The sequence below is a fragment of the Klebsiella sp. Q2 genome (assembly GCF_009900705.1).
Classification (GTDB): Bacteria; Pseudomonadota; Gammaproteobacteria; order Enterobacterales; family Enterobacteriaceae; genus Klebsiella; species Klebsiella quasipneumoniae.
In genome coordinates this window covers 721,242-744,372 of sequence record NZ_JAAABE010000001.1, presented here as the reverse complement: position 1 = coordinate 744,372, position 23,131 = coordinate 721,242, and the positions used below count along the sequence as shown (strand labels likewise).

The following is a 23,131-nucleotide window of genomic DNA, read 5'->3' as shown; positions in this document are numbered from 1 at the left end:
GAGATGATAATGAAAGCCTTTGACTGGCAGCGGATGGCGCTCGATAAAGTGCCGGTGGAATTTCTCGGCGAGGTGGCGCTGCGCAGCCTCTACACCTTCGTTCTGGTCTTTATTTTCCTCAAAATTACCGGACGGCGCGGCGTGCGGCAGATGTCGCTGTTTGAGGTGCTGATTATTTTGACCCTCGGTTCGGCGGCGGGGGACGTGGCGTTTTATGACGATGTCCCGCTGTTGCCGGTGCTGGTGGTCTTCGTCACGCTGGCGCTGCTTTATCGCGGCATCATGTGGCTGATGGGACATAGCGAAAAGCTGGAGGATCTGCTGGAGGGCAAGCCCATCGTGGTGGTGGAGGAGGGGCAGCTGGCCTGGGAGAAACTGCATGCGGAAAATATGACCGAATTTGAATTTTTTATGGAGCTGCGGGTCAACAGCGTCGAGCAGCTCGGCCAGGTGCGGCTGGCGATCCTTGAAACCAACGGCCAGATCAGCGTGTTTTATTATCCCGATGACGAGGTGAGGGCCGGGTTGTCGATCCTCCCGACGCACTGCACCACGCGCTATACCACTATTCCTCAGGAAGGGATCTACGCCTGCGTACGCTGCAGCATCGTGATGGCGATGCAGGCGGGAGAAAAGCGAATATGTCCCCGCTGCGCAAATGCAGAATGGTCGAAGGCCAGCCGGGCGAAACGGCTCACCTGACAGCAAATATGTCGGTTTTATTACGTCAAGCCGATAGATTCTGTTGTGTGACGGCTGCCGCGTTTTGCCGTCGGCGAGTTTTAGCCATTGCGGACCGTGTCACTGAATGATAAAACCGATAGCCACAGGAATAACTTATGCCCGCGGCGGTTCGCGGGCAAAACAACATAGCAACGTGGTGAGGGGAAATGGCTCAGGTCTATAACTTCAGTTCGGGCCCGGCAATGCTGCCGGCGGAAGTACTCAAACTGGCTCAGCAGGAACTGTGCGACTGGCACGGTCTGGGTACGTCGGTCATGGAAATCAGTCACCGTGGTAAGGAATTCATCCAGGTGGCAGAAGAGGCAGAACAGGACTTCCGTTCTCTGCTGAACATCCCTTCCAACTATAAAGTGTTGTTCTGCCATGGCGGCGGCCGCGGCCAGTTCGCCGGGATCCCGCTGAACATCCTCGGCGATAAAAACGTCGCTGACTATGTGGACGCCGGCTACTGGGCGGCCAGCGCGGTCAAAGAGGCGAAGAAATACTGCACGCCTAACGTCATCGACGCGAAAATCACCGTCGACGGCAAGCGCGCGGTCAAGCCAATGAGCGAGTGGCAGCTGACGCCGGGCGCGGCGTATCTGCACTACTGCCCGAACGAAACCATTGACGGTATCGCGATTGACGATACGCCGAACTTCGGCGACGACGTCATCGTGACCGCCGATTTCTCCTCCACTATTCTGTCTCGCGAAATTGACGTCAACCGCTACGGCGTGATCTACGCTGGCGCGCAGAAGAATATCGGCCCGGCAGGGTTGACGCTGGTTATCGTGCGTGAAGATCTGCTGGGTAAAGCCAGCGTGGCCTGCCCGTCAATCCTCGACTACACCGTGTTAAGCGAGAATGACTCGATGTTTAACACGCCGCCGACGTTCGCCTGGTATCTGGCCGGTCTGGTGTTTAAGTGGCTGAAACAGCAGGGCGGCGTCGCCGCGATGGACAAGATCAACCAGCAGAAAGCCGAACTGCTGTATGGCGTGATCGATAACAGCGGCTTCTATCGTAACGATGTGGCGCAAGCCAACCGCTCCCGCATGAACGTGCCGTTCCAGCTGGCGGACAGCGCGCTGGATAAACTGTTCCTTGAAGAGTCGTTTGCCGCCGGGCTGCACGCGCTGAAGGGCCACCGGGTGGTGGGCGGCATGCGTGCCTCCATCTACAACGCGATGCCGCTGGACGGCGTGAAGGCGTTAACCGACTTTATGCTGGACTTCGAACGCCGCCACGGTTAATCGCCCGTTTCTTTCTTCCTCCCCGCGGCCTGTCTGCGGGGTTTTTATTCTGTTTTTTTGAGAGTGAAGTTTGATGGAATCCCTGACGTTACAACCCATCGCACGCGTAGAGGGCACCGTGAACCTGCCTGGTTCGAAAAGCGTCTCCAACCGCGCGCTGCTGCTGGCCGCCCTGGCTCGCGGCACGACGGTGCTGACCAACCTGCTGGACAGCGACGATGTGCGCCATATGCTGAATGCCCTGAGTGCGCTGGGGGTTCAATACACCCTGTCTGCTGACCGTACCCGCTGTGAAGTGACCGGCAACGGCGGCCCGCTGCATGCCGCAGCGGCGCTGGAGCTGTTCCTCGGCAACGCCGGTACCGCGATGCGCCCGCTGGCGGCAGCTCTGTGCCTTGGCAGCAACGATATCGTGCTGACCGGCGAGCCGCGAATGAAAGAGCGCCCGATTGGCCATCTGGTGGATTCCCTGCGTCAGGGCGGCGCTCAGATCGACTATCTGGAGCAGGAAAATTATCCGCCGCTGCGCCTGCGCGGGGGGTTCCAGGGGGGCAACGTCGACGTTGACGGCAGCGTCTCCAGCCAGTTCCTGACCGCACTGCTGATGGCCGCGCCGCTGGCGCCGCAGGATACCGTTATCTCCATTAAGGGCGATCTGGTGTCGAAACCCTATATCGACATCACCCTGCACCTGATGAAAACCTTCGGGGTTGAGGTGGACAACCAGTCTTATCAGCGCTTTGTGGTGCGCGGCAAGCAACAGTATCAGTCACCGGGGGATTACCTGGTGGAAGGAGATGCTTCATCGGCCTCGTATTTCCTCGCCGCTGGCGCCATTAAGGGCGGCACGGTGAAGGTTACCGGTATCGGCCGCGGCAGCGTACAGGGCGACATTCGTTTCGCCGACGTACTGGAAAAAATGGGTGCCACCGTCACCTGGGGCGACGATTTCATCGCCTGCACCCGTGGCGAGCTCAAGGCTATCGATATGGATATGAACCATATTCCGGACGCCGCGATGACCATCGCCACCGCCGCGCTGTTCGCGCAAGGCACTACCACGCTGCGCAATATCTACAACTGGCGGGTCAAGGAGACGGACCGTCTGTTCGCCATGGCGACAGAACTGCGTAAAGTAGGCGCCGAGGTGGAAGAGGGTGAAGATTATATTCGCATCACCCCGCCGGCGGCGCTGAAGTTTGCTGAAATCGGCACCTATAACGACCACCGGATGGCGATGTGCTTCTCGCTGGTGGCGCTGTCTGATACGCCGGTGACTATCCTTGATCCCAAATGTACGGCGAAAACGTTCCCCGACTATTTTGAGCAACTGGCGCGGATCAGTACCCTCGCCTGAGTAAAACTTTGTCATCCCGCGGGCTGATGTCCTGTCAGCCCGCTATAATTGCGCAAAACTTCTGCTTTTCATTTCCTGTAGTCCGTAATTTACAAGCAATGCTCACTTTCCGGCGTATTGATGCGTATAATGCGCGGCGTTTATATTCCATGCGCCTTGCTGAAGGAGAAAAAGATGACGGCGAATATTCCGGTAATCACCATTGATGGGCCTGGCGGTGCGGGTAAAGGTACGTTGTGCAAGGCAATGGCGGAAGCGCTGGGCTGGCATCTGTTAGATTCAGGCGCGATCTACCGCGTTCTGGCGCTGGCGGCGCTGCATCATCATGTTGACGTGGAGTCCGAAGAGGCGCTGGTGCCCCTGGCTGCCCATCTTGACGTGCGCTTTATTTCTACTGACGGCAACCTGGAAGTGGTGCTGGAAGGGGAAGATGTCAGCGGCGAAATTCGCACCCAGGAGGTCGCGAACGCCGCCTCGAAGGTGGCGGCTTTCCCTCGCGTTCGCGAAGCGCTGCTGCGCCGCCAGCGCGCCTTCCGTGAACTGCCGGGGCTTATCGCCGACGGGCGCGATATGGGCACGGTGGTTTTCCCGGACGCGCCGGTGAAAATTTTCCTCGATGCCTCGGCCGATGAGCGAGCGCATCGCCGCATGCGGCAGTTGCAGGAAAAGGGCTTTGATGTTAACTTTGAACGTCTTTTGTCCGAGATAAAAGAGCGTGACGATCGCGATAGAAATCGCGCCGTGGCGCCGCTTGTCCCGGCTGCCGATGCATTAGTTCTCGATTCAACCGAACTAAACATTGAGCAAGTGATTGAAAAAGCGCTACAATATGCGCGCGAAAAATTGGCCGTTGCGTAAGCCTTAACCGGTAACGCGCCGAAGCCTCCGAATTATAGCAGTACCCCGCGGCAATGGATGGTCAGCGGGTATGTGAAACAACCCCATCCGGCACGGAGCCAGGTGGACGTTAATATTAACCTGAAGATTAAACATGACTGAATCTTTTGCTCAACTGTTTGAAGAATCCTTAAAAGAAATCGAAACCCGCCCGGGTTCCATCGTTCGTGGTGTTGTTGTTGCTATCGACAAAGACGTAGTACTGGTTGACGCCGGTCTGAAATCTGAGTCCGCCATCCCGGCTGAGCAGTTCAAAAACGCCCAGGGCGAGCTGGAAATCCAGGTTGGTGACGAAGTTGACGTTGCTCTGGATGCAGTAGAAGACGGCTTCGGTGAAACTCTGCTGTCCCGTGAGAAAGCTAAACGTCACGAAGCTTGGATCACGCTGGAAAAAGCTTACGAAGACGCTGAAACTGTTACCGGTGTTATCAACGGCAAAGTTAAAGGTGGCTTCACTGTTGAGCTGAACGGTATTCGTGCGTTCCTGCCGGGTTCCCTGGTAGACGTTCGTCCGGTGCGCGACACGCTGCACCTGGAAGGCAAAGAGCTTGAGTTCAAAGTCATCAAGCTGGACCAGAAGCGTAACAACGTTGTTGTTTCTCGTCGTGCCGTTATCGAATCCGAAAACAGCGCAGAGCGCGATCAGCTGCTGGAAAACCTGCAGGAAGGCATGGAAGTCAAAGGTATCGTTAAGAACCTCACTGACTACGGTGCATTCGTTGATCTGGGCGGCGTTGACGGCCTGCTGCACATCACCGATATGGCCTGGAAACGCGTTAAGCATCCGAGCGAAATCGTAAACGTTGGCGACGAAATCACTGTTAAAGTGCTGAAGTTCGACCGCGAGCGTACCCGTGTATCCCTGGGCCTGAAACAGCTGGGCGAAGATCCGTGGGTAGCTATCGCTAAACGTTATCCGGAAGGTACCAAACTGACCGGTCGCGTGACCAACCTGACCGACTACGGCTGCTTCGTTGAAATCGAAGAAGGCGTTGAAGGCCTGGTTCACGTTTCCGAAATGGATTGGACCAACAAAAACATCCACCCGTCCAAAGTTGTTAACGTTGGCGACGTAGTGGAAGTGATGGTTCTGGATATCGACGAAGAACGTCGTCGTATCTCCCTGGGTCTGAAGCAGTGCAAATCTAACCCATGGCAGCAGTTCGCGGAAACCCACAACAAGGGCGACCGTGTTGAAGGTAAAATCAAGTCTATCACTGACTTCGGTATCTTCATCGGCCTGGACGGCGGCATCGACGGCCTGGTTCACCTGTCTGACATCTCCTGGAACGTTGCAGGCGAAGAAGCAGTTCGTGAATACAAAAAAGGCGACGAAATCGCAGCAGTTGTTCTGCAGGTTGACGCAGAGCGTGAGCGTATCTCCCTGGGCGTTAAACAGCTGGCGGAAGATCCGTTCAACAACTACGTTGCTCTGAACAAGAAAGGCGCTATCGTTGTTGGTAAAGTCACTGCAGTTGACGCGAAAGGCGCAACCGTAGAACTGGCTGACGGCGTAGAAGGTTACCTGCGTGCTTCTGAAGCATCCCGTGACCGCGTTGAAGACGCAACTCTGGTTCTGAGCGTTGGCGACGAAGTTGAAGCGAAATTCACTGGCGTGGATCGTAAGAACCGCGTAGTGAGCCTGTCTGTACGTGCGAAAGACGAAGCGGAAGAAAAAGACGCTATCGCTACCGTGAACAAGCAGGAAGACGCGAACTTCTCCAACAACGCCATGGCTGAAGCGTTCAAAGCAGCGAAAGGCGAGTAATCTTTGTCATTCAGGTAATAACAACCTGAATAGTGACGAGTTTACTTGACAGATTGCAGGATTCGTCCTGTAATCAAGCACAAAGGGCGGCTACGGCCGCCCTTGTTTAAGCTGTTAGCTAATTTTTGCCTTGAAGGAAACCGGAGGAATAATGACCAAGTCAGAATTGATTGAAAGACTTGCCAGCCAGCAATCTCACATTCCGGCGAAAGCGGTGGAAGATGCTGTTAAAGAAATGCTGGAACATATGGCCTCAACGCTTGCTCAAGGTGAGCGCATTGAAATCCGCGGTTTCGGCAGCTTCTCTCTGCACTATCGTGCACCTCGCACCGGACGTAACCCGAAAACTGGTGATAAAGTCGAACTGGAAGGTAAGTACGTTCCGCACTTTAAGCCCGGGAAAGAATTACGTGACCGCGCCAATATTTATGAAGGGTGAGTTGCACGACGTGCAACCGGCCTGACGATAAAAGCACCTTCGGGTGCTTTTTTTGTGCCCGCCATTTACGTCCCGCTTCGCAAAAAAAAAGCGCCTGACTGCTAGCGTGACGATTGTCTGGAACGCTGCACGCGCGCCTGAATTCTGCCCGAGGACGTCAGCTTCGCTTTGCGTAACACTGCCCGCTCACAGGGAGGTGTTTATGCGTCTACCATGGCTTGCCGGATGCGCCATCATCGCGATACTGCCGCTACTCTGGCTACCCGCGTTGCCGGGCCCGGGCATTCTGGCGTTCGCCGGCGTACTGGCGCTGTTGCTGACCCGTCTGCGCGGGACGGTCATCGCCGTTGTGGCGATGACGCTTCTGCTGATGGTCTGGGGAGTATTGAGCGCATATCAGGCGCTGTGGCCAACGCAGCACCTCACCGGCGCCGCCCGGCAGGCGGAAGTGTTCCTCCACGAGACGGATGGCCAGACTCTGCACCGCGGACAGATTGTGCGCCTGGCGGACCGCTTCCTGTTCCCCCCGGTTGGCGTGACGTTATACGGGGAACTTGCACCAGCCCCCGTCTGTGCGGGGCAGCGCTGGATGATGACGCTGCGCCTGCGGCCGGTGCATGGGCAGCTCAATGACGGAGGCTTCGACAGCCAGCGCTATGCGCTGGCCCAGCATCGGCCGCTGAGCGGGGGGATCGTCGCCGCTTCCGCGTTGGATACCCGCTGCAGTCTGCGCGCCCGCTACCTGGCGTCGCTGACCCGGCGATTGCAGACTTATCCCTGGCATCCGGTGATGCTGGGCCTGGGGATGGGGGAGCGGCTGGTGCTGCCGGCGGAGATCAAAGTCCTGATGCAGAACACAGGCACCTCCCACCTGATGGCTATCTCCGGTTTGCATATTGCTCTTGCGGCTTCCCTGATCGTGCTCCTGCTGCGCGGTTTACAGTCCCTTTTCCCGGGGCGCTGGATCGGCTGGCGGCTACCGCTGCTGGCTGGGCTGGCGGGCGCAGTCGGCTATGCCTGGCTGACCGGTATGCAGCCACCGGCCCTGCGCACTTGCGTAGGGCTTGCAGTCTGTTGTGCTTTACGTTTGTCGGGTCAACGCTGGACGGCGTGGCAGATGTGGCTCTGCTGTCTGGGGGCGATTCTGGTTGCCGATCCGCTGGCGGTGTTGTCGCAAAGCCTGTGGCTATCCGCCTTCGCGGTGGCGGGGCTGATCTTCTGGTTCCAGTGGTTACCGCTGCCTGACAGTCGCTGGCGCTGGCCGTGGAAAGCGCTGTTCGCCCTCGTGCATTTGCAGGCTGGCGTGACGCTGCTGCTGATGCCGCTGCAGCTGCTGCTCTTCCATGGCATAAGCCTGACGTCGATGGCCGCTAATTTGCTGGCGGTACCGTTAGTGACCCTGCTGGCGGTGCCGCTCATTCTCGCCGGAATGCTCCTGCATCTCACTGGACCGGAGGTGGTGGCGTCGCTGATCTGGCTGGCAGCCGATCGCGTGCTGGCGGTGTTGTTCTGGGGGTTACGACGTTTACCGGACGGCTGGCTGACGCTGGATGCCCGTTGGCTCTGGATCAGTAGCCTGCCGTGGCTGCTGGTGATGGGCTGGCGTTTTCAGAGCTGGCGGTATACTCCAGCGCTGTGTCTGAGTGTGCTGTTTTTGCTGGCGCGGCCATTCAGCCGGCAACCGCCCGCGGACCAATGGCGGGTAACGATGCTGGATGTCGGGCAGGGGCTGGCGATGGTGATCGAACGTCACGGCAAGGCGTTATTGTACGATACCGGGCCGGCATGGCCGCAGGGCGACAGCGGTCGACAGGTGATTATCCCTTGGCTGCGCTGGCACCATCTGCAGCTGCAGGGGATTATGCTGAGCCACGAGCATCTTGACCATCGCGGCGGCCTCGAATCTGTGCTGCAGGCTTGGCCGCAGGCGTGGGTGCGCAGCCCTTTAGGCTGGGCGCGTCATCTGCCGTGCCATCGCGGCGAACGCTGGCAGTGGCAGGGACTCACTTTCCAGGCGCTGTGGCCGCTGCCGGGCAGCGCGGCAAAGGGAAACAATCACTCCTGCGTGGTGCGAATCGATGACGGTCGCTCCAGCATCCTGCTGACCGGCGATATCGAACGTCAGGCGGAGCAGGCGATGATCAGCCGCTACTGGCAGCATCTGGCGTCTACACTTATTCAGGTTCCCCATCACGGCAGCAACACCTCCTCCAGCGAACTGCTGGTCCGGCGGGTGGATGGCGCGGCCGCGCTGGTTTCCGCTTCGCGCTACAATGCGTGGCGGATGCCCTCGCACAAGGTCGTTCAGCGCTATCGCCAGCGGGGGTATCGCTGGTTCGCCACGCCGCAGCAGGGGCAGATAACGGTGGTTTTTTCTGCAGAAGGGTGGCAAATCCATAGCTTACGGGATCAAGTTTTACCTCGTTGGTATCATCAGTGGTTTGGCGCGCCCGCCGATAACGGGTAGAATATGCGGCTATTTCAACACAAGCTGGTTTATTGAATGCAGAACGATAAAGATCTCTCCACGTGGCAGACCTTCCGCCGACTTTGGCCGATTATTGCACCGTTTAAAGCCGGGCTAATCGTAGCGGCGGTGGCGTTAGTGCTTAACGCGGGCAGTGACACCTTCATGTTATCGCTTCTTAAACCGTTATTGGATGATGGTTTTGGTAAAACGGATCGCTCAGTGCTGCTATGGATGCCGCTGGTGGTTATCGGGCTGATGGTGCTGCGTGGGATCACCAGCTACATCTCGAGCTATTGTATCTCCTGGGTTTCCGGCAAAGTGGTAATGACCATGCGTCGTCGCCTGTTCGGCCACATGATGGGCATGCCGGTGGCTTTCTTTGACAAGCAGTCTACCGGGACGCTGCTGTCACGTATCACCTATGATTCTGAACAGGTCGCTTCCTCCTCTTCCAGCGCGCTGATCACCGTGGTCCGCGAAGGGGCATCGATTATCGGCCTGTTCGTGATGATGTTCTATTACAGCTGGCAGCTGTCGTTGATCCTAATTGTACTGGCGCCGATCGTGTCGGTAGCAATCCGCGTGGTCTCCAAGCGTTTTCGCAATATCAGTAAGAATATGCAGAACACGATGGGGCAGGTCACCACCAGCGCTGAGCAGATGCTGAAAGGGCACAAAGAGGTGCTGATGTTTGGCGGCCAGGAAGTGGAAACCAAACGTTTTGATAAGGTCAGCAATAAAATGCGCCTGCAGGGGATGAAAATGGTTTCCGCCTCGTCTATCTCCGACCCGATCATTCAGCTTATCGCCTCCCTGGCGCTGGCCTTTGTCCTGTATGCCGCCAGCTTCCCGAGCGTGATGGACACCCTGACCGCTGGGACCATTACCGTGGTCTTCTCCTCCATGATTGCGCTGATGCGTCCGCTGAAGTCTCTGACCAACGTCAATGCCCAGTTCCAGCGCGGGATGGCGGCATGCCAGACGCTGTTTGCGATCCTCGATTCCGAGCAGGAGAAAGACGAAGGTACCCGCGTCATTGAGCGGGCGAAAGGCAATCTCAAGTTCGAGAACGTCACCTTTACCTATCCGGGTCGCGAAGTGGCCGCGCTGCGCAATATCAATCTCGATATCCCGGAAGGGAAAACTGTGGCGCTGGTGGGACGCTCCGGTTCGGGTAAATCGACCATCGCCAGCCTGATCACGCGCTTCTACGATGTCGACGATGGGCAGATCCTGCTGGATGGCCATGACTTGCGCGAGTACAAGCTGAGCTCGCTGCGCGACCAGGTAGCGCTGGTTTCACAGAACGTGCACCTGTTCAATGATACCGTCGCCAATAACATCGCCTATGCCCGTACTGAAGAGTACAGCCGCGAGCAGATTGAAGAGGCTGCGCGAATGGCCTACGCCATGGACTTCATCAACAAGATGGACAATGGCCTGGATACCATCATCGGCGAAAATGGCGTGATGCTGTCCGGCGGCCAGCGCCAGCGTATTGCTATTGCCCGTGCGCTACTGCGTAACAGCCCGATCCTGATCCTCGATGAAGCCACCTCGGCGCTGGATACCGAGTCCGAGCGTGCGATTCAGGCGGCGCTGGATGAGCTGCAGAAAAACCGCACCTCGCTGGTTATTGCCCACCGTTTGTCAACCATTGAGCAGGCTGATGAGATTGTGGTGGTTGAAGACGGGCGGATCGTGGAGCGCGGAACGCACCACGACCTGCTGGAGCATAAAGGCGTATACGCCCAGCTGCATAAGATGCAATTCGGCGAATGATCGCGCGCATCTGGTCCGGTGAGTCGCCGCTGTGGCGCCTGCTGCTGCCGCTCTCCTGGCTGTATGGCCTGGTGAGCGCGTTGATTCGCCTCAGCTATCAGCTGGGGTGGAAAAAAGCCTGGCGCGCGCCGGTGCCGGTGGTGGTGGTCGGTAACCTGACCGCCGGCGGCAACGGTAAAACGCCGGTGGTGATCTGGCTGGTGGAGCAACTGCAGCAGCGCGGCATTCGCGTTGGGGTGGTCTCTCGCGGCTACGGCGGTAAAGCCGAACGCTACCCGCTGGTATTAACTGACCGGACCAGTACGGCGCAGGCAGGCGATGAACCGGTGCTCATCCATCAGCGCACCGGCGCGCCGGTGGCGGTCTCTCCGCTGCGCAGCGACGCGGTGAAAGCGCTGCTCAGCGCGCACGAGCTGCAGATTATCGTCACCGACGATGGGTTGCAGCACTATAAGCTGGCGCGGGACCGGGAAATTGTCGTCATCGACGGCGTGCGCCGCTTTGGCAACGGCTGGTGGCTGCCTGCCGGGCCGATGCGTGAGCGGGCATCGCGCTTGCAAAGCGTTGATGCGATTATCGTCAACGGCGGCGTGTCGCGTCCGGGAGAGATCCCGATGCAGCTGCGTCCCGGGATGGCGGTCAACCTGCTTACCGGCGAACGTCGCGATGTCTCTACCTTCACTAACGTAGTGGCAATGGCCGGCATCGGCCATCCGCCGCGCTTTTTCGCCACCCTCGAAAGCTGTGGCGTCCAGCCGGTCAAAACCGTGGCGCTGGCGGACCATCAGGCGCTGAGCCAGGCCGATGTCACCGCTCTGGTAACCGCCGGGCAGACGCTGCTGATGACCGAGAAAGACGCCGTGAAATGTCGCGATTTCGCCGCTGCGAACTGGTGGTATTTACCGGTCGACGCCATAATGGCCGATGAACGCGCACAGCGGTTGCTTGCGGACTTAGCGACGTTGGCGCAACGTTAACCGACGCGCCGGCTTTGCTCGCCGCTGTGCTGGAATTCCTGACGGAGAACCTGCATGTCGGTATTGCAACTATCGCTTAATGAGGCGCGCCACCTCCATCTCGCGGCGCAGGGGTTATTAAAAAAGCCCCGGCGTCGCGCTCGCCCGAATGACATCCTTTCCACCATCCAGCAGATGTCGCTGCTGCAAATCGATACCATACACGTGGTGGCCCGCAGCCCCTACCTGGTGTTGTTCAGCCGCCTCGGCAGCTATCCGCAGCACTGGCTGGATGAGTCATTGCGCAGCGGCGAGCTGATGGAATACTGGGCGCATGAAGCCTGTTTTCTGCCGCGCAGCGATTTCGCCCTTGTGCGCCACCGAATGTTGAACCCCGACAAGATGGGCTGGAAATATCATCGCGCGTGGATGGAAGAGCATGCCGGAAGTATTGCAGAGCTGGTCGCGCATATCGGACAAAACGGACCGGTTCGCTCGGCGGATTTTGCCCACCCGCGCAAAGGCGCCAGCGGCTGGTGGGAGTGGAAACCGCATAAGCGCCACCTGGAAGGGCTGTTTACCGCCGGTGAAGTGATGGTGGTGGAGCGGCGAAACTTTCACCGCGTGTATGATTTAACCCGGCGGGTGATGCCGCACTGGGACGACGAGCGCGATGCGCTGTCCCGCGACGCTGCAGAGGCCATCATGCTGCGCAACAGCGCCCGCAGCCTCGGCATCTTTCGCCCCCAGTGGCTGGCGGATTACTATCGTTTACGTCAGCCGGCGCTACCGGGTCTGCTGGCGGCCTGGCAGGATGAGGGCCTGGTTGTGCCGGTCGATGTGGAAGCGCTTGGCGAGATGTGGCTGCATCGCGACGCGCTGGCGCAGCTGGAGTCCGCGCCCGGCGGTAAACTTACCGCCAGCCATAGCGCCGTGCTCTCGCCCTTCGACCCGGTGGTCTGGGATCGGAAACGCGCTGAGCAACTGTTCAACTTCAGCTATCGCCTGGAGTGCTATACCCCGGCGCCGAAGCGTCAGTATGGCTACTTCGTACTGCCTCTGCTGCACCAGGGGAAACTGGTCGGGCGAATGGACAGTAAAATGCATCGCAAAAGCCGGGAGCTGGAGATCTTCGCCCTGTGGCTGGAGGATGAGGTGAAGATCACCCGTGGTCTGGAGCAGGGGCTGCGCCGGGCGATCAACGACTTCGCACGCTGGCAATCGGCAGACCGGATCCTGTGTCGACGCCTGCCGGAAGGGCTGTTTGTCGGCCAGGAGCGAGGATGGGAAATCGATGCCGATTGATCCCGGCGCCGACCTTCCTGTGTTATGCTGCTGAGAAATCTATCCGGTCCATCAGGAGGAAACATGGATCACCGTTTACTTGAAATCATCGCCTGCCCGGTCTGTAACGGTAAGCTGTATTACAGTCAGGATAAGCAAGAACTTATTTGCAAACTTGATAGTCTGGCGTTTCCACTGCGCGACGGTATCCCTGTGCTGCTGGAGACAGAAGCGCGTCCGCTGGCGGTAGAAGAGAGTCACTCATGAGTTTCGTGGTCATTATTCCTGCGCGTTTCGCCTCCACGCGCCTGCCGGGAAAACCACTGCAGGACATTAACGGCAAGCCGATGATTGTCCATGTGCTGGAGCGCGCCCGCGAATCCGGCGCGGATCGCATTATTGTCGCCACCGATCACGAAGAGGTCGCCCGGGCGGTTGAAGCCGCCGGCGGCGAGGTCTGCATGACCCGCGCCGACCATCAATCCGGCACCGAACGGCTGGCGGAGGTGGTGGAGAAGTGCGCGTTCAGCGATGACACCATCATCGTCAATATCCAGGGCGATGAGCCGATGATCCCCCCGGCTATCGTCCGCCAGGTGGCGGAGAATCTGGCTGCCAGCACCAGCGGAATGGCGACGCTGGCGGTACCGATCCACGATGCGGAAGAGGCGTTTAATCCAAATGCGGTCAAAGTGGTGATGGATGCGCAGGGCTATGCGCTCTATTTCTCCCGCGCCACCATTCCCTGGGATCGCGATCGCTTTGCCCACTCCCGCGACGCCATTGGTGATTCTCTGCTGCGCCACATCGGCATCTATGGCTATCGCGCCGGCTTTATTCGCCGCTATGTCAGCTGGGCGCCAAGCCCGCTGGAGCAGATAGAAATGCTCGAGCAGCTGCGGGTGCTGTGGTATGGCGAGAAGATCCATGTCGCCGTGGCGGCCGAAGTGCCCGGCACCGGCGTCGATACCCCTGAAGATCTGGCGCGCGTCCGCGCTGAACTGCGTTAGTCCTCTGTCCCCTCCTTGCAGGAGGGGATATCCCCACCGGTTTTATGCTTTTTTTGCCCATTTTTGATCTTATCCGATGACAACCCAGGTGCGGGCGCTCATTATGAAATCAGTAGTGTTCATAGGGGTAATCGACAATGGAACAGTTGCGAACCGAACTGAGTCACCTGCTTGGCGAAAAGCTGAGCCGGGTGGAGTGTGTCAGTGAAAAAGCCGCTACGGCGCTGTGGTCCCTGTATGACGCGCAGGGAAATCCGATGCCGCTGCTGGCGCGAAGTTTCACCACCCCCGGCGTGGCGCGGCAGCTGGCCTGGAAGATCTCCACTCTGGCGCGCAGCGGTACGGTGCGCATGCCGGTGGTCTATGGCGTGATGACGCATGAAGAGCATCCCGGGCCGGACGTGCTGCTGCTTGAGCGTCTGCGCGGCGTCCCGGTGGAGGCGCCCACCCGCACCCCGGCGCGCTGGGAGCAGCTGCAGGAGCAGATCGTCGAGGCGCTGCTGGCCTGGCATCGTCAGGACAGCGGCGGCTGCGTGGGGATGGTCGATAATACCCAGGACAATCTGTGGCCGAACTGGTACCGTCAGCGGGTGGCGATGTTGTGGAGCACCCTGAACCTGTATCAGGACACCGGTCTGACCATGCAGGATAAGCGGGTTTTGTTCCGCTCCCGCGAGTGTCTGCCGGAGCTGTTCCGCGATTTCAATGATAATGCCGTACTGGTGCACGGCAATTTCACCCTGCGCAGCATGCTGAAAGATCCGCGCAGCGATCAGCTGCTGGCGATGGTTGGTCCGGGGATGATGCTGTGGGCGCCGCGGGAGTACGAACTGTTCCGTCTCGCGGAGGGGGGCCAGGCCGAGCAGCTGCTATGGCGTTACCTGCAGCAGGCGCCGGTCTCCGAGGCCTTTGTCTGGCGGCGCTGGCTTTATCTGCTGTGGGATGAGGTGGATAGCCTGGTCAATACCGGGCGCTTTGACCGCGCCCGTTTCGACCTCGCCGCAAAATCACTCCTGCCCTGGCTCGCCTGAGCTGCCTTTCAGCCATTGCCAGACGCGACCAAGCGTTTCATAGCCGACCCGGTCGCTGTGCATCAGCCACACCGGTGAAGGAATGACCCGCTCCCACGGATTGAGCGGTGATGTGACCGCCATCTGATTAGCCGGCGCGGGCAGCGGATCCAGACCGGCATGGCGAAAGAAGATCATCGCCCGCGGAAGATGCGACGCCGAGGTGACCAGCAGGAAGGGGGCGTCGCCGATAGCGCCCTTCACCGCCAGCGCTTCCTCTTCCGTATCTTTCGGCTTATCGAGCACGATGATATCGCTGCGCGGTACGCCGAGGCTCTCCGCCACTCTCGCCCCGGCCTCCGCCGTGCTGACGGGGTTGGTTTTTGCCGCCGCGCCGGTAAAGATCATTTTCGATCCCGGATTCTCCTGCCACAGGCGAATGCCCTCCGTCAGGCGCGGCAGGCTGTTGCTGATAAGGTTAGAGCTAGGCGCCCACTCCGGGTTCCAGGTATAGCCGCCGCCCAGCACCACCACGTAGCTCACCGGCTGCTCGCCGCGCCAGGTGGGATAGCGATCTTCTATCGGTTTAAGCAGGCTGTCTGCCACGGGCTGCAGGCTCAGCAGCGTCAGCAGCAGCCAGCCGAGGCTCACGCAATACTTCCCGGTACGTTGAAAGCGGCTGAACCATAACAGGGCGATCCCGATACCGATCAGCAACAGCAGGGCAGGAAGCGGTAGCAGCAGACCGCCGACGATCTTTTTTAGCGTGAAAAGCATGCCAGATGGTTCCTTTTTTAACCATATAACCAAAGTTATGTTCGGATCTTATAACAGATCGCTTCATTCTCGGCGTGGGTATGACAAAATAGCGGTTTTGTGTTGGCTTGTGGAGTCGCCCGTGCAGGATCGCAATTTCGATGACATTGCTGAAAAGTTTTCGCGCAATATTTACGGCACCACAAAAGGCCAGCTGCGCCAGGCGATCCTCTGGCAGGATCTGGAGCCGCTGCTGGCGCAGCTGGGGCCGGGGCCGCTGAGGGTACTGGATGCCGGCGGCGGCGAAGGGCAAACGGCCATTAAAGTGGCGCAACTGGGCCATCACGTGACGCTGTGCGATCTCTCCGCTGAAATGGTGGCCCGCGCCCGCCAGGCTGCTGTCGATAAAGGTGTGATCGACAACATGCATTTTGTACAATGCGCGGCTCAGGATATTGCGCAGCACTTGGAAAGCCCGGTCGATCTGGTACTGTTTCATGCGGTGCTGGAGTGGGTGGCGGAGCCCCAGGCGGTGCTGCGTACCCTGTGGTCGACGCTGCGTCCTGGCGGCGGCTTGTCGTTGATGTTCTACAATGCTAACGGCCTGCTGATGCACAATATGGTTGCCGGTAATTTCGATTACGTACAACTGGGCATGCCAAAAAAGAAAAAACGCACGCTGTCGCCGGACTATCCGCGTGAGCCGCAGCAGGTTTATCACTGGCTGGAAGAGATTGGCTGGCAGATTGTCAGCAAAACCGGCGTGCGAGTGTTTCATGATTATCTGCGTGAAAAACGCCAACAGCATGACAGCTATGCGGCGCTGCTGGAGCTGGAGACGCGCTACTGTCGTCAGGAGCCGTACCTCAGCCTGGGCCGTTATATTCATGTCACCGCGCTTAAGAGCCAGGCTCATAGCCGCAGATGCAAGGATAAAGTATGAGTGAATTTTCCCAGACAGTCCCCGAACTGGTTGCCTGGGCCAGGAAAAATGATTTTTCTATCTCGCTGCCGGTCGACAGACTCTCTTTCCTGCTGGCGATCGCCACCCTGAATGGCGAACGGCTGGAAGGGGAAATGAGCGAGGGAGAACTGGTGGATGCGTTCCGCCACGTGAGTGATGCGTTTGAGCAGACCAGCGAAACCATCAGCCAGCGCGCCAATAACGCCATCAACGATTTGGTGCGCCAGCGTCTGCTGAACCGCTTTACCAGCGAAATTACCGAAGGCAATGCAATCTATCGTCTGACGCCGTTGGGGATCGGGATCACCGATTATTATATCCGGCAGCGCGAATTTTCGACGCTGCGTCTCTCGATGCAGTTGTCGATCGTCGCCGGCGAGCTGAAGCGCGCAGCGGATGCCGCGGAAGAGGGCGGCGATGAGTTTCACTGGCATCGCAACGTTTTTGCCCCGCTGAAGTATTCGGTAGCGGAAATTTTCGACAGCATCGACCTGACGCAGCGCATCATGGATGAGCAGCAGCAGCTGGTGAAAGACGATATCGCGCAGCTGTTGAACAAAGACTGGCGCGCGGCGATTTCCAGCTGTGAACTGTTGCTGTCGGAAACCTCCGGCACCCTGCGTGAACTGCAGGATACGCTGGATGCGGCGGGGGATAAGCTGCAGGCGAATCTGTTGCGCATTCAGGATTCGACCATGGCGCGCGACGATCTCCATTTTGTCGACCGGCTGGTGTTCGACCTGCAAAGCAAGCTCGACCGCATCGTCAGCTGGGGCCAACAGGCGATTGACCTGTGGATCGGCTATGACCGCCACGTGCACAAGTTTATCCGTACCGCTATCGATATGGATAAGAACCGCGTCTTCGCCCAGCGTCTGCGCCAGTCGGTACAGACCTATTTTGATGAGCCGTGGGCGCTGACTTACGCCAACGCCGACCGTCTGCTGGATATGCGCGACGAGGAGATGGCCCTGCGCGATGAAGAGGTCACCGGCGAGCTACCGGCGGACCTCGAATTTGAAGAGTTTAACGAAATTCGCGAGCAGCTGGCGGCGCTGATCGAAGCGCAGCTGGCGGTCTATAAAGAGAAAGGAATACCGCTGGATCTCGGCCTGGTGGCGCGGGAGTTCCTGGCGCAGTATCCGCGCGGGCGTCACTTCGACGTGGCGCGGATCGTCGTGGATCAGGCGGTACAGCTGGGCGTCGCCCAGGCAGATTTCACCGGACTGCCAGCCAAATGGCAGCCGATTAATGATTACGGAGCCAAGGTACAGGCGCATGTCATTGACAAATATTGAACAAGTGATGCCGGTTAAGTTGGCGCAGGCGTTAGCCAATCCGTTATTTCCGGCGCTGGACAGCGCCTTGCGCGCGGGCCGACATATCGGCCTCGACGAGCTGGATAATCACGCATTTTTGATGGACTTCCAGGATTATCTGGAAGAGTTTTACGCTCGCTATAACGTCGAGCTGATCCGCGCGCCGGAGGGGTTTTTCTACCTGCGCCCGCGTTCCACAACCCTGATTTCACGCTCGGTGCTGTCCGAACTGGATATGATGGTGGGCAAAATTCTTTGCTATCTCTATCTCAGCCCGGAGCGCCTGGCAAACGAAGGAATTTTCACCCAGCAGGAGCTGTATGACGAGCTGCTGACCCTGGCGGATGAATCCAGGCTGCTGAAGCTGGTCAACAACCGTTCCACCGGTTCGGATCTGGACCGTCAGAAGCTGCAGGAAAAAATGCGCGCGTCGCTAAACCGCCTGCGCCGTCTGGGGATGGTGTGGTTTATGGGCCACGACAGCAGTAAGTTCCGCATTACCGAATCGGTATTCCGCTTTGGCGCCGATGTACGCGCCGGCGACGACCCGCGCGAGGCGCAGCGCCGCCTGATCCGCGACGGGGAAGCGATGGCCCTGGAAAATCACCTGCAGCTCAATGATGAGAATGAAGAGAACCAGCCGGATAGCGGGGAGGAAGAGTAATGATTGAACGCGGTAAGTTTCGCTCGCTGACGCTGGTTAACTGGAACGGCTTCTTTGCCCGGACCTTTGATCTTGATGAACTGGTCACCACCCTCTCCGGGGGGAACGGCGCCGGTAAGTCGACGACCATGGCGGCCTTCGTCACGGCGCTGATCCCCGATTTAACCCTGCTGCACTTCCGTAACACCACCGAAGCGGGGGCCACCAGCGGCTCACGCGATAAAGGCCTGCACGGTAAGCTGCGCGCCGGCGTCTGTTACTCAGTGCTCGACGTTATCAACTCCCGCCATCAGCGCGTGGTAGTCGGCGTGCGCCTGCAGCAGGTTGCCGGGCGCGATCGCAAAGTCGATATCAAGCCTTTCGCCATTCAGGGGCTGCCCACCTCTATCCTGCCGACCCAGCTGTTAACCGAAACGCTGAACGATCGCCAGGCGCGCGTAGTCAGTCTCAATGAGCTGAAAGAAAAGCTCGAGGCGATGGAAGGGGTCCAGTTTAAACAGTTCAACTCGATCACCGAATATCACTCGCTAATGTTCGATCTGGGCGTGGTGGCGCGTCGCCTGCGTTCCGCCTCCGATCGTAGCAAGTACTACCGCCTGATTGAGGCCTCGCTGTACGGCGGGATCTCCAGCACCATTACCCGCTCGCTGCGCGACTACCTGCTGCCGGAAAACAGCGGCGTGCGTAAAGCGTTCCAGGATATGGAAGCAGCGCTGCGGGAAAACCGCATGACGCTGGAAGCCATTCGCGTTACCCAGTCCGACCGCGATCTGTTTAAACACCTGATCAGCGAAGCCACCAACTACGTGGCGGCGGACTATATGCGTCACGCCAACGAGAGGCGCATTCACCTGGATAAGGCGCTGGAGTATCGCCGCGATCTCTTCACCTCGCGTTCGCAGCTGGCGGCTGAGCAGTATAAGCACGTCGACATGGCGCGCGAACTGCAGGAGCATAACGGCGCGGAGGGCGATCTGGAAGCCGATTACCAGGCCGCCAGCGATCACCTGAACCTGGTGCAGACTGCGCTGCGTCAGCAGGAAAAAATCGAGCGCTACGAAGCGGATCTCGACGAGCTGCAGATCCGTCTGGAAGAGCAGAATGAAGTGGTGGCGGAAGCCGTCGATCGTCAGGAAGAGAACGAAGCCCGCGCTGAGGCCGCCGAGCTGGAAGTGGATGAGCTGAAAAGCCAACTCGCCGACTATCAGCAGGCGCTCGATGTGCAGCAGACCCGCGCCATTCAGTATAACCAGGCGCTGCAGGCGCTGGAGCGCGCGAAGGCGCTGTGCCATCTGCCGGATCTGACCCCGGAGAGCGCCGACGAGTGGCTGGAAACCTTCCAGGCGAAAGAGCAGGAAGCGACGGAGAAAATGCTGTCGCTGGAACAGAAAATGAGCGTGGCGCAAACCGCGCACAGCCAGTTTGAACAGGCTTACCAGTTGGTGGCGGCGATTAACGGCCCGCTGGCGCGCAATGAAGCCTGGGACGTAGCGCGCGAATTGCTGCGCGACGGCGTGAACCAGCGCCACCAGGCCGAGCAGGCGCAGGGGCTGCGCAGCCGCCTCAACGAGCTTGAACAGCGCCTGCGCGAGCAGCAGGACGCTGAGCGTCAGCTGGCCGAGTTCTGCAAACGCCAGGGTAAACGCTACGATATCGACGATCTGGAAACGCTGCATCAGGAGCTGGAAGCGCGAATCGCGTCGCTGGCCGACAGCGTCTCCAATGCTCAGGAGCAGCGCATGGCGCTGCGTCAGGAGCTGGAGCAACTGCAGTCGCGTACCCAGACGCTGATGCGTCGGGCGCCGGTCTGGCTGGCGGCGCAGAACAGCCTTAACCAGCTGTGCGAGCAAAGCGGCGAGCAGTTTGCGTCCGGCCAGGAGGTCACCGAATACCTGCAGCAGCTGCTGGAGCGTGAACGAGAGGCTATCGTTGAACGTGACGAGGTCGGCGCCCGCAAGCGCGCCATCGACGAAGAAATCGAGCGTCTTAGCCAGCCGGGCGGTTCGGAAGATCCGCGCCTCAACGCCCTGGCGGAACGGTTCGGCGGCGTTCTGCTGTCCGAGATCTACGATGATGTTAGCCTGGACGATGCGCCGTACTTCTCCGCGCTGTACGGTCCGTCGCGCCATGCGATCGTGGTACCGGATCTGTCGCGGGTAGCCGAGCAGCTTGAGGGACTGGAAGATTGCCCGGAAGATCTCTATCTGATCGAAGGCGATCCGCAGTCCTTCGATGACAGCGTATTCAGCGTCGACGAGCTGGAAAAAGCGGTGGTGGTGAAGATTGCCGATCGCCAGTGGCGTTATTCGCGCTTTCCGTCGCTGCCGCTGTTTGGCCGCGCCGCGCGTGAAAACCGCATTGAAACCCTGCATGCCGAGCGTGAATCGCTGTCCGAGCGTTTTGCGACCCTGTCGTTTGACGTGCAGAAAACCCAGCGCCTGCACCAGGCCTTCAGCCGCTTTATCGGCAGCCATCTGGCGGTGGCTTTCGAGGACGATCCGGAAGAAGAGATCCGCAAACTCAACAGCCGCCGCGGCGAGCTGGAGCGCGCGCTGAGCGCCCATGAAAGCGATAACCAACAGAACCGCGTGCAGTATGAGCAGGCGAAAGAGGGCGTGTCGGCGCTTAACCGCCTGCTGCCGCGCCTGAATCTGCTGGCGGATGATACGCTGGCCGACCGCGTGGACGAGATCCAGGAACGTCTGGATGAAGCGCAGGAGGCCGCGCGCTTTATTCAGCAGCACGGCAATCAGTTGGCGAAGCTGGAGCCTATTGTTTCGGTGCTGCAGAGCGATCCGGAGCAGTTTGAGCAGCTGAAAGAAGATTACGCCTATGCGCAGCAGACCCAGCGCGATGCGCGCCAGCAGGCTTTTGCCCTGGCGGAAGTCGTCCAGCGCCGGGCCCACTTCAGCTACTCCGATTCGGCGGAAATGCTCAGCGGCAACAGCGATCTCAACGAGAAGCTGCGCCAGCGTCTGGAGCAGGCGGAAACCGAACGCAGCCGCGCGCGCGACGCGATGCGTGCCCATGCGGCGCAGCTTAGCCAGTACAATCAGGTGCTGGCCTCGCTGAAGAGCTCGTATGACACCAAGAAAGAGCTGCTTAACGATCTGTATAAAGAGCTGCAGGACATTGGCGTACGCGCCGATGCCGGCGCGGAAGAGCGGGCCCGTGCGCGTCGCGATGAGCTGCACATGCAACTGAGCAATAACCGCTCCCGTCGCAATCAGCTGGAGAAAGCGTTGACCTTCTGCGAAGCGGAAATGGACAACCTGACCCGCAAACTGCGCAAGTTAGAGCGCGATTATTGCGAAATGCGCGAGCAGGTGGTGACCGCCAAGGCGGGCTGGTGCGCGGTGATGCGCCTGGTGAAAGACAACGGCGTCGAGCGTCGTCTGCACCGTCGCGAGCTGGCCTATCTTTCCGCCGACGAGCTGCGCTCCATGTCGGATAAGGCGCTCGGTGCGCTGCGTCTGGCGGTCGCTGATAACGAACATCTGCGCGACGTGCTGCGTATCTCGGAAGATCCGAAGCGTCCGGAGCGCAAAATTCAGTTCTTCGTTGCCGTCTACCAGCATCTGCGCGAGCGTATCCGCCAGGATATTATCCGCACCGATGATCCGGTGGAAGCGATCGAGCAGATGGAGATTGAGCTCAGCCGCCTGACCGAAGAGCTAACAAACCGCGAACAGAAGCTGGCCATCAGCTCCCGCAGCGTGGCCAACATTATTCGCAAAACCATTCAGCGCGAGCAGAATCGTATCCGGATGCTCAATCAGGGATTGCAGAGCGTCTCCTTCGGCCAGGTCAACAGCGTGCGTCTGAACGTCAATGTGCGTGAGACCCATTCGATGCTGCTCGATGTGCTCTCCGAGCAGCATGAACAGCATCAGGATCTCTTCAACAGCAACCGCCTGACCTTCTCGGAAGCGCTGGCTAAGCTCTATCAGCGCCTGAATCCGCAGATCGACATGGGGCAGCGCACGCCGCAAACCATCGGTGAAGAGCTGCTCGACTACCGCAACTATCTGGAGATGGAAGTGGAAGTTAACCGCGGCTCCGACGGCTGGCTACGCGCGGAGTCCGGCGCGCTGTCCACCGGGGAAGCGATCGGTACCGGGATGTCGATTCTGGTGATGGTCGTCCAGAGCTGGGAAGATGAATCCCGCCGGCTGCGCGGCAAGGATATCTCGCCTTGCCGTCTGCTGTTCCTCGATGAAGCGGCGCGTCTCGATGCCCGCTCCATCGCCACGCTGTTCGAGCTGTGCGAACGTCTGGAGATGCAGCTGATTATCGCGGCGCCGGAGAACATCAGTCCGGAGAAAGGCACCACCTATAAACTGGTGCGTAAAGTGTTCAATAATCACGAACACGTCCACGTGGTGGGGCTGCGCGGGTTTGCCGCGCCGCTGCCGGAAGCGCTGCCGGGAACGGCCGACGCCTCCTGAGGCTGCGGCAACATTCTGGCGGCTAAGC

Annotated in this window: 18 protein-coding genes; 17 read left to right on the top strand and 1 reads right to left on the bottom strand. The window is 59.1% G+C overall.

Features of this window, described 5'->3' with window-relative positions; all coding sequences use genetic code 11:
* Positions 1 to 9: 9 nt before the first annotated feature.
* The 13 genes from GT756_RS03765 (at position 10) to GT756_RS03705 (ending at position 14,973) form a co-directional block, all read left to right on the top strand.
* A complete protein-coding gene (locus GT756_RS03765; protein ID WP_004201382.1) occupies positions 10 to 702 on the top strand; it encodes a DUF421 domain-containing protein in 693 nt (230 codons plus the stop codon).
* 188 nt (positions 703 to 890) lie between these two features.
* On the top strand, positions 891 to 1,979 hold the full coding sequence (gene serC, locus GT756_RS03760) for a 3-phosphoserine/phosphohydroxythreonine transaminase (protein WP_004201383.1): 1,089 nt from the start codon (positions 891 to 893) through the stop codon (positions 1,977 to 1,979).
* A 73-nt stretch (positions 1,980 to 2,052) separates the two neighbouring features.
* Positions 2,053 to 3,336 (top strand): 3-phosphoshikimate 1-carboxyvinyltransferase, encoded by a 1,284-nt coding sequence (gene aroA, locus GT756_RS03755; protein WP_049093756.1) that lies wholly within the window; start codon positions 2,053 to 2,055, stop codon positions 3,334 to 3,336.
* 174 nt (positions 3,337 to 3,510) lie between these two features.
* Positions 3,511 to 4,194, top strand: coding sequence for a (d)CMP kinase (gene cmk, locus GT756_RS03750; RefSeq protein WP_004201385.1), 684 nt, complete (start codon positions 3,511 to 3,513; stop codon positions 4,192 to 4,194).
* A 133-nt stretch (positions 4,195 to 4,327) separates the two neighbouring features.
* Positions 4,328 to 6,001, top strand: a complete 1,674-nt coding sequence (gene rpsA, locus GT756_RS03745; protein ID WP_002898162.1) for a 30S ribosomal protein S1 — start codon at positions 4,328 to 4,330, stop codon at positions 5,999 to 6,001.
* 151 nt (positions 6,002 to 6,152) lie between these two features.
* Positions 6,153 to 6,440, top strand: coding sequence for an integration host factor subunit beta (gene ihfB, locus GT756_RS03740; RefSeq protein WP_002898165.1), 288 nt, complete (start codon positions 6,153 to 6,155; stop codon positions 6,438 to 6,440).
* Positions 6,441 to 6,642: 202 nt separating this feature from the next.
* A complete protein-coding gene (locus GT756_RS03735; RefSeq protein WP_080841185.1) occupies positions 6,643 to 8,907 on the top strand; it encodes a ComEC family protein in 2,265 nt (754 codons plus the stop codon).
* Between the two features lie 36 nt (positions 8,908 to 8,943).
* Complete coding sequence (msbA, locus tag GT756_RS03730; RefSeq protein WP_004201387.1) at positions 8,944 to 10,692, top strand: lipid A ABC transporter ATP-binding protein/permease MsbA; 1,749 nt, start codon at positions 8,944 to 8,946, stop codon at positions 10,690 to 10,692.
* Entirely contained in the window at positions 10,689 to 11,669 is a 981-nt protein-coding gene (gene lpxK, locus GT756_RS03725) for a tetraacyldisaccharide 4'-kinase (RefSeq protein ID WP_114508002.1), read from the top strand. The genes msbA and lpxK overlap by 4 nt, the downstream gene beginning before the upstream one ends.
* A 54-nt stretch (positions 11,670 to 11,723) precedes the next feature.
* Complete coding sequence (locus tag GT756_RS03720; protein ID WP_114508003.1) at positions 11,724 to 12,953, top strand: winged helix-turn-helix domain-containing protein; 1,230 nt, start codon at positions 11,724 to 11,726, stop codon at positions 12,951 to 12,953.
* Between the two features lie 63 nt (positions 12,954 to 13,016).
* The gene (ycaR, locus tag GT756_RS03715; RefSeq protein WP_004201390.1) at positions 13,017 to 13,199 is read left to right on the top strand and encodes a protein YcaR; all 183 of its coding nucleotides are present in this window, start codon (positions 13,017 to 13,019) and stop codon (positions 13,197 to 13,199) included.
* Positions 13,196 to 13,942 (top strand): 3-deoxy-manno-octulosonate cytidylyltransferase, encoded by a 747-nt coding sequence (gene kdsB, locus GT756_RS03710; RefSeq protein ID WP_004201392.1) that lies wholly within the window; start codon positions 13,196 to 13,198, stop codon positions 13,940 to 13,942. Before ycaR ends, kdsB begins: the two co-directional genes overlap by 4 nt.
* 137 nt (positions 13,943 to 14,079) lie before the next feature.
* Complete coding sequence (locus tag GT756_RS03705; protein WP_004201393.1) at positions 14,080 to 14,973, top strand: YcbJ family phosphotransferase; 894 nt, start codon at positions 14,080 to 14,082, stop codon at positions 14,971 to 14,973.
* On the opposite strand, the gene elyC is transcribed toward GT756_RS03705, so the two are convergent.
* Positions 14,950 to 15,729: an envelope biogenesis factor ElyC gene (gene elyC, locus GT756_RS03700; RefSeq protein WP_160124557.1), complete on the bottom strand. Its 780-nt coding sequence runs from the start codon at positions 15,727 to 15,729 to the stop codon at positions 14,950 to 14,952. The genes GT756_RS03705 and elyC overlap by 24 nt on opposite strands.
* A 121-nt stretch (positions 15,730 to 15,850) precedes the next feature.
* Here elyC and cmoM point away from each other — a divergent pair, with 121 nt between their 5' ends.
* Genes cmoM through mukB form a run of 4 tightly spaced genes read left to right on the top strand, consistent with a single transcriptional unit; the run spans position 15,851 to position 23,103 of the window.
* Positions 15,851 to 16,651 (top strand): tRNA uridine 5-oxyacetic acid(34) methyltransferase CmoM, encoded by an 801-nt coding sequence (cmoM, locus tag GT756_RS03695; protein ID WP_017899447.1) that lies wholly within the window; start codon positions 15,851 to 15,853, stop codon positions 16,649 to 16,651.
* Positions 16,648 to 17,970, top strand: coding sequence for a chromosome partition protein MukF (mukF, locus tag GT756_RS03690; RefSeq protein WP_002898189.1), 1,323 nt, complete (start codon positions 16,648 to 16,650; stop codon positions 17,968 to 17,970). The genes cmoM and mukF overlap by 4 nt, the downstream gene beginning before the upstream one ends.
* Complete coding sequence (gene mukE, locus GT756_RS03685; protein ID WP_004150840.1) at positions 17,951 to 18,655, top strand: chromosome partition protein MukE; 705 nt, start codon at positions 17,951 to 17,953, stop codon at positions 18,653 to 18,655. The genes mukF and mukE overlap by 20 nt, the downstream gene beginning before the upstream one ends.
* Positions 18,655 to 23,103: a chromosome partition protein MukB gene (gene mukB / locus GT756_RS03680; RefSeq protein WP_160124556.1), complete on the top strand. Its 4,449-nt coding sequence runs from the start codon at positions 18,655 to 18,657 to the stop codon at positions 23,101 to 23,103. The genes mukE and mukB overlap by 1 nt, the downstream gene beginning before the upstream one ends.
* The last annotated feature ends 28 nt before the right edge of the window (positions 23,104 to 23,131 follow it).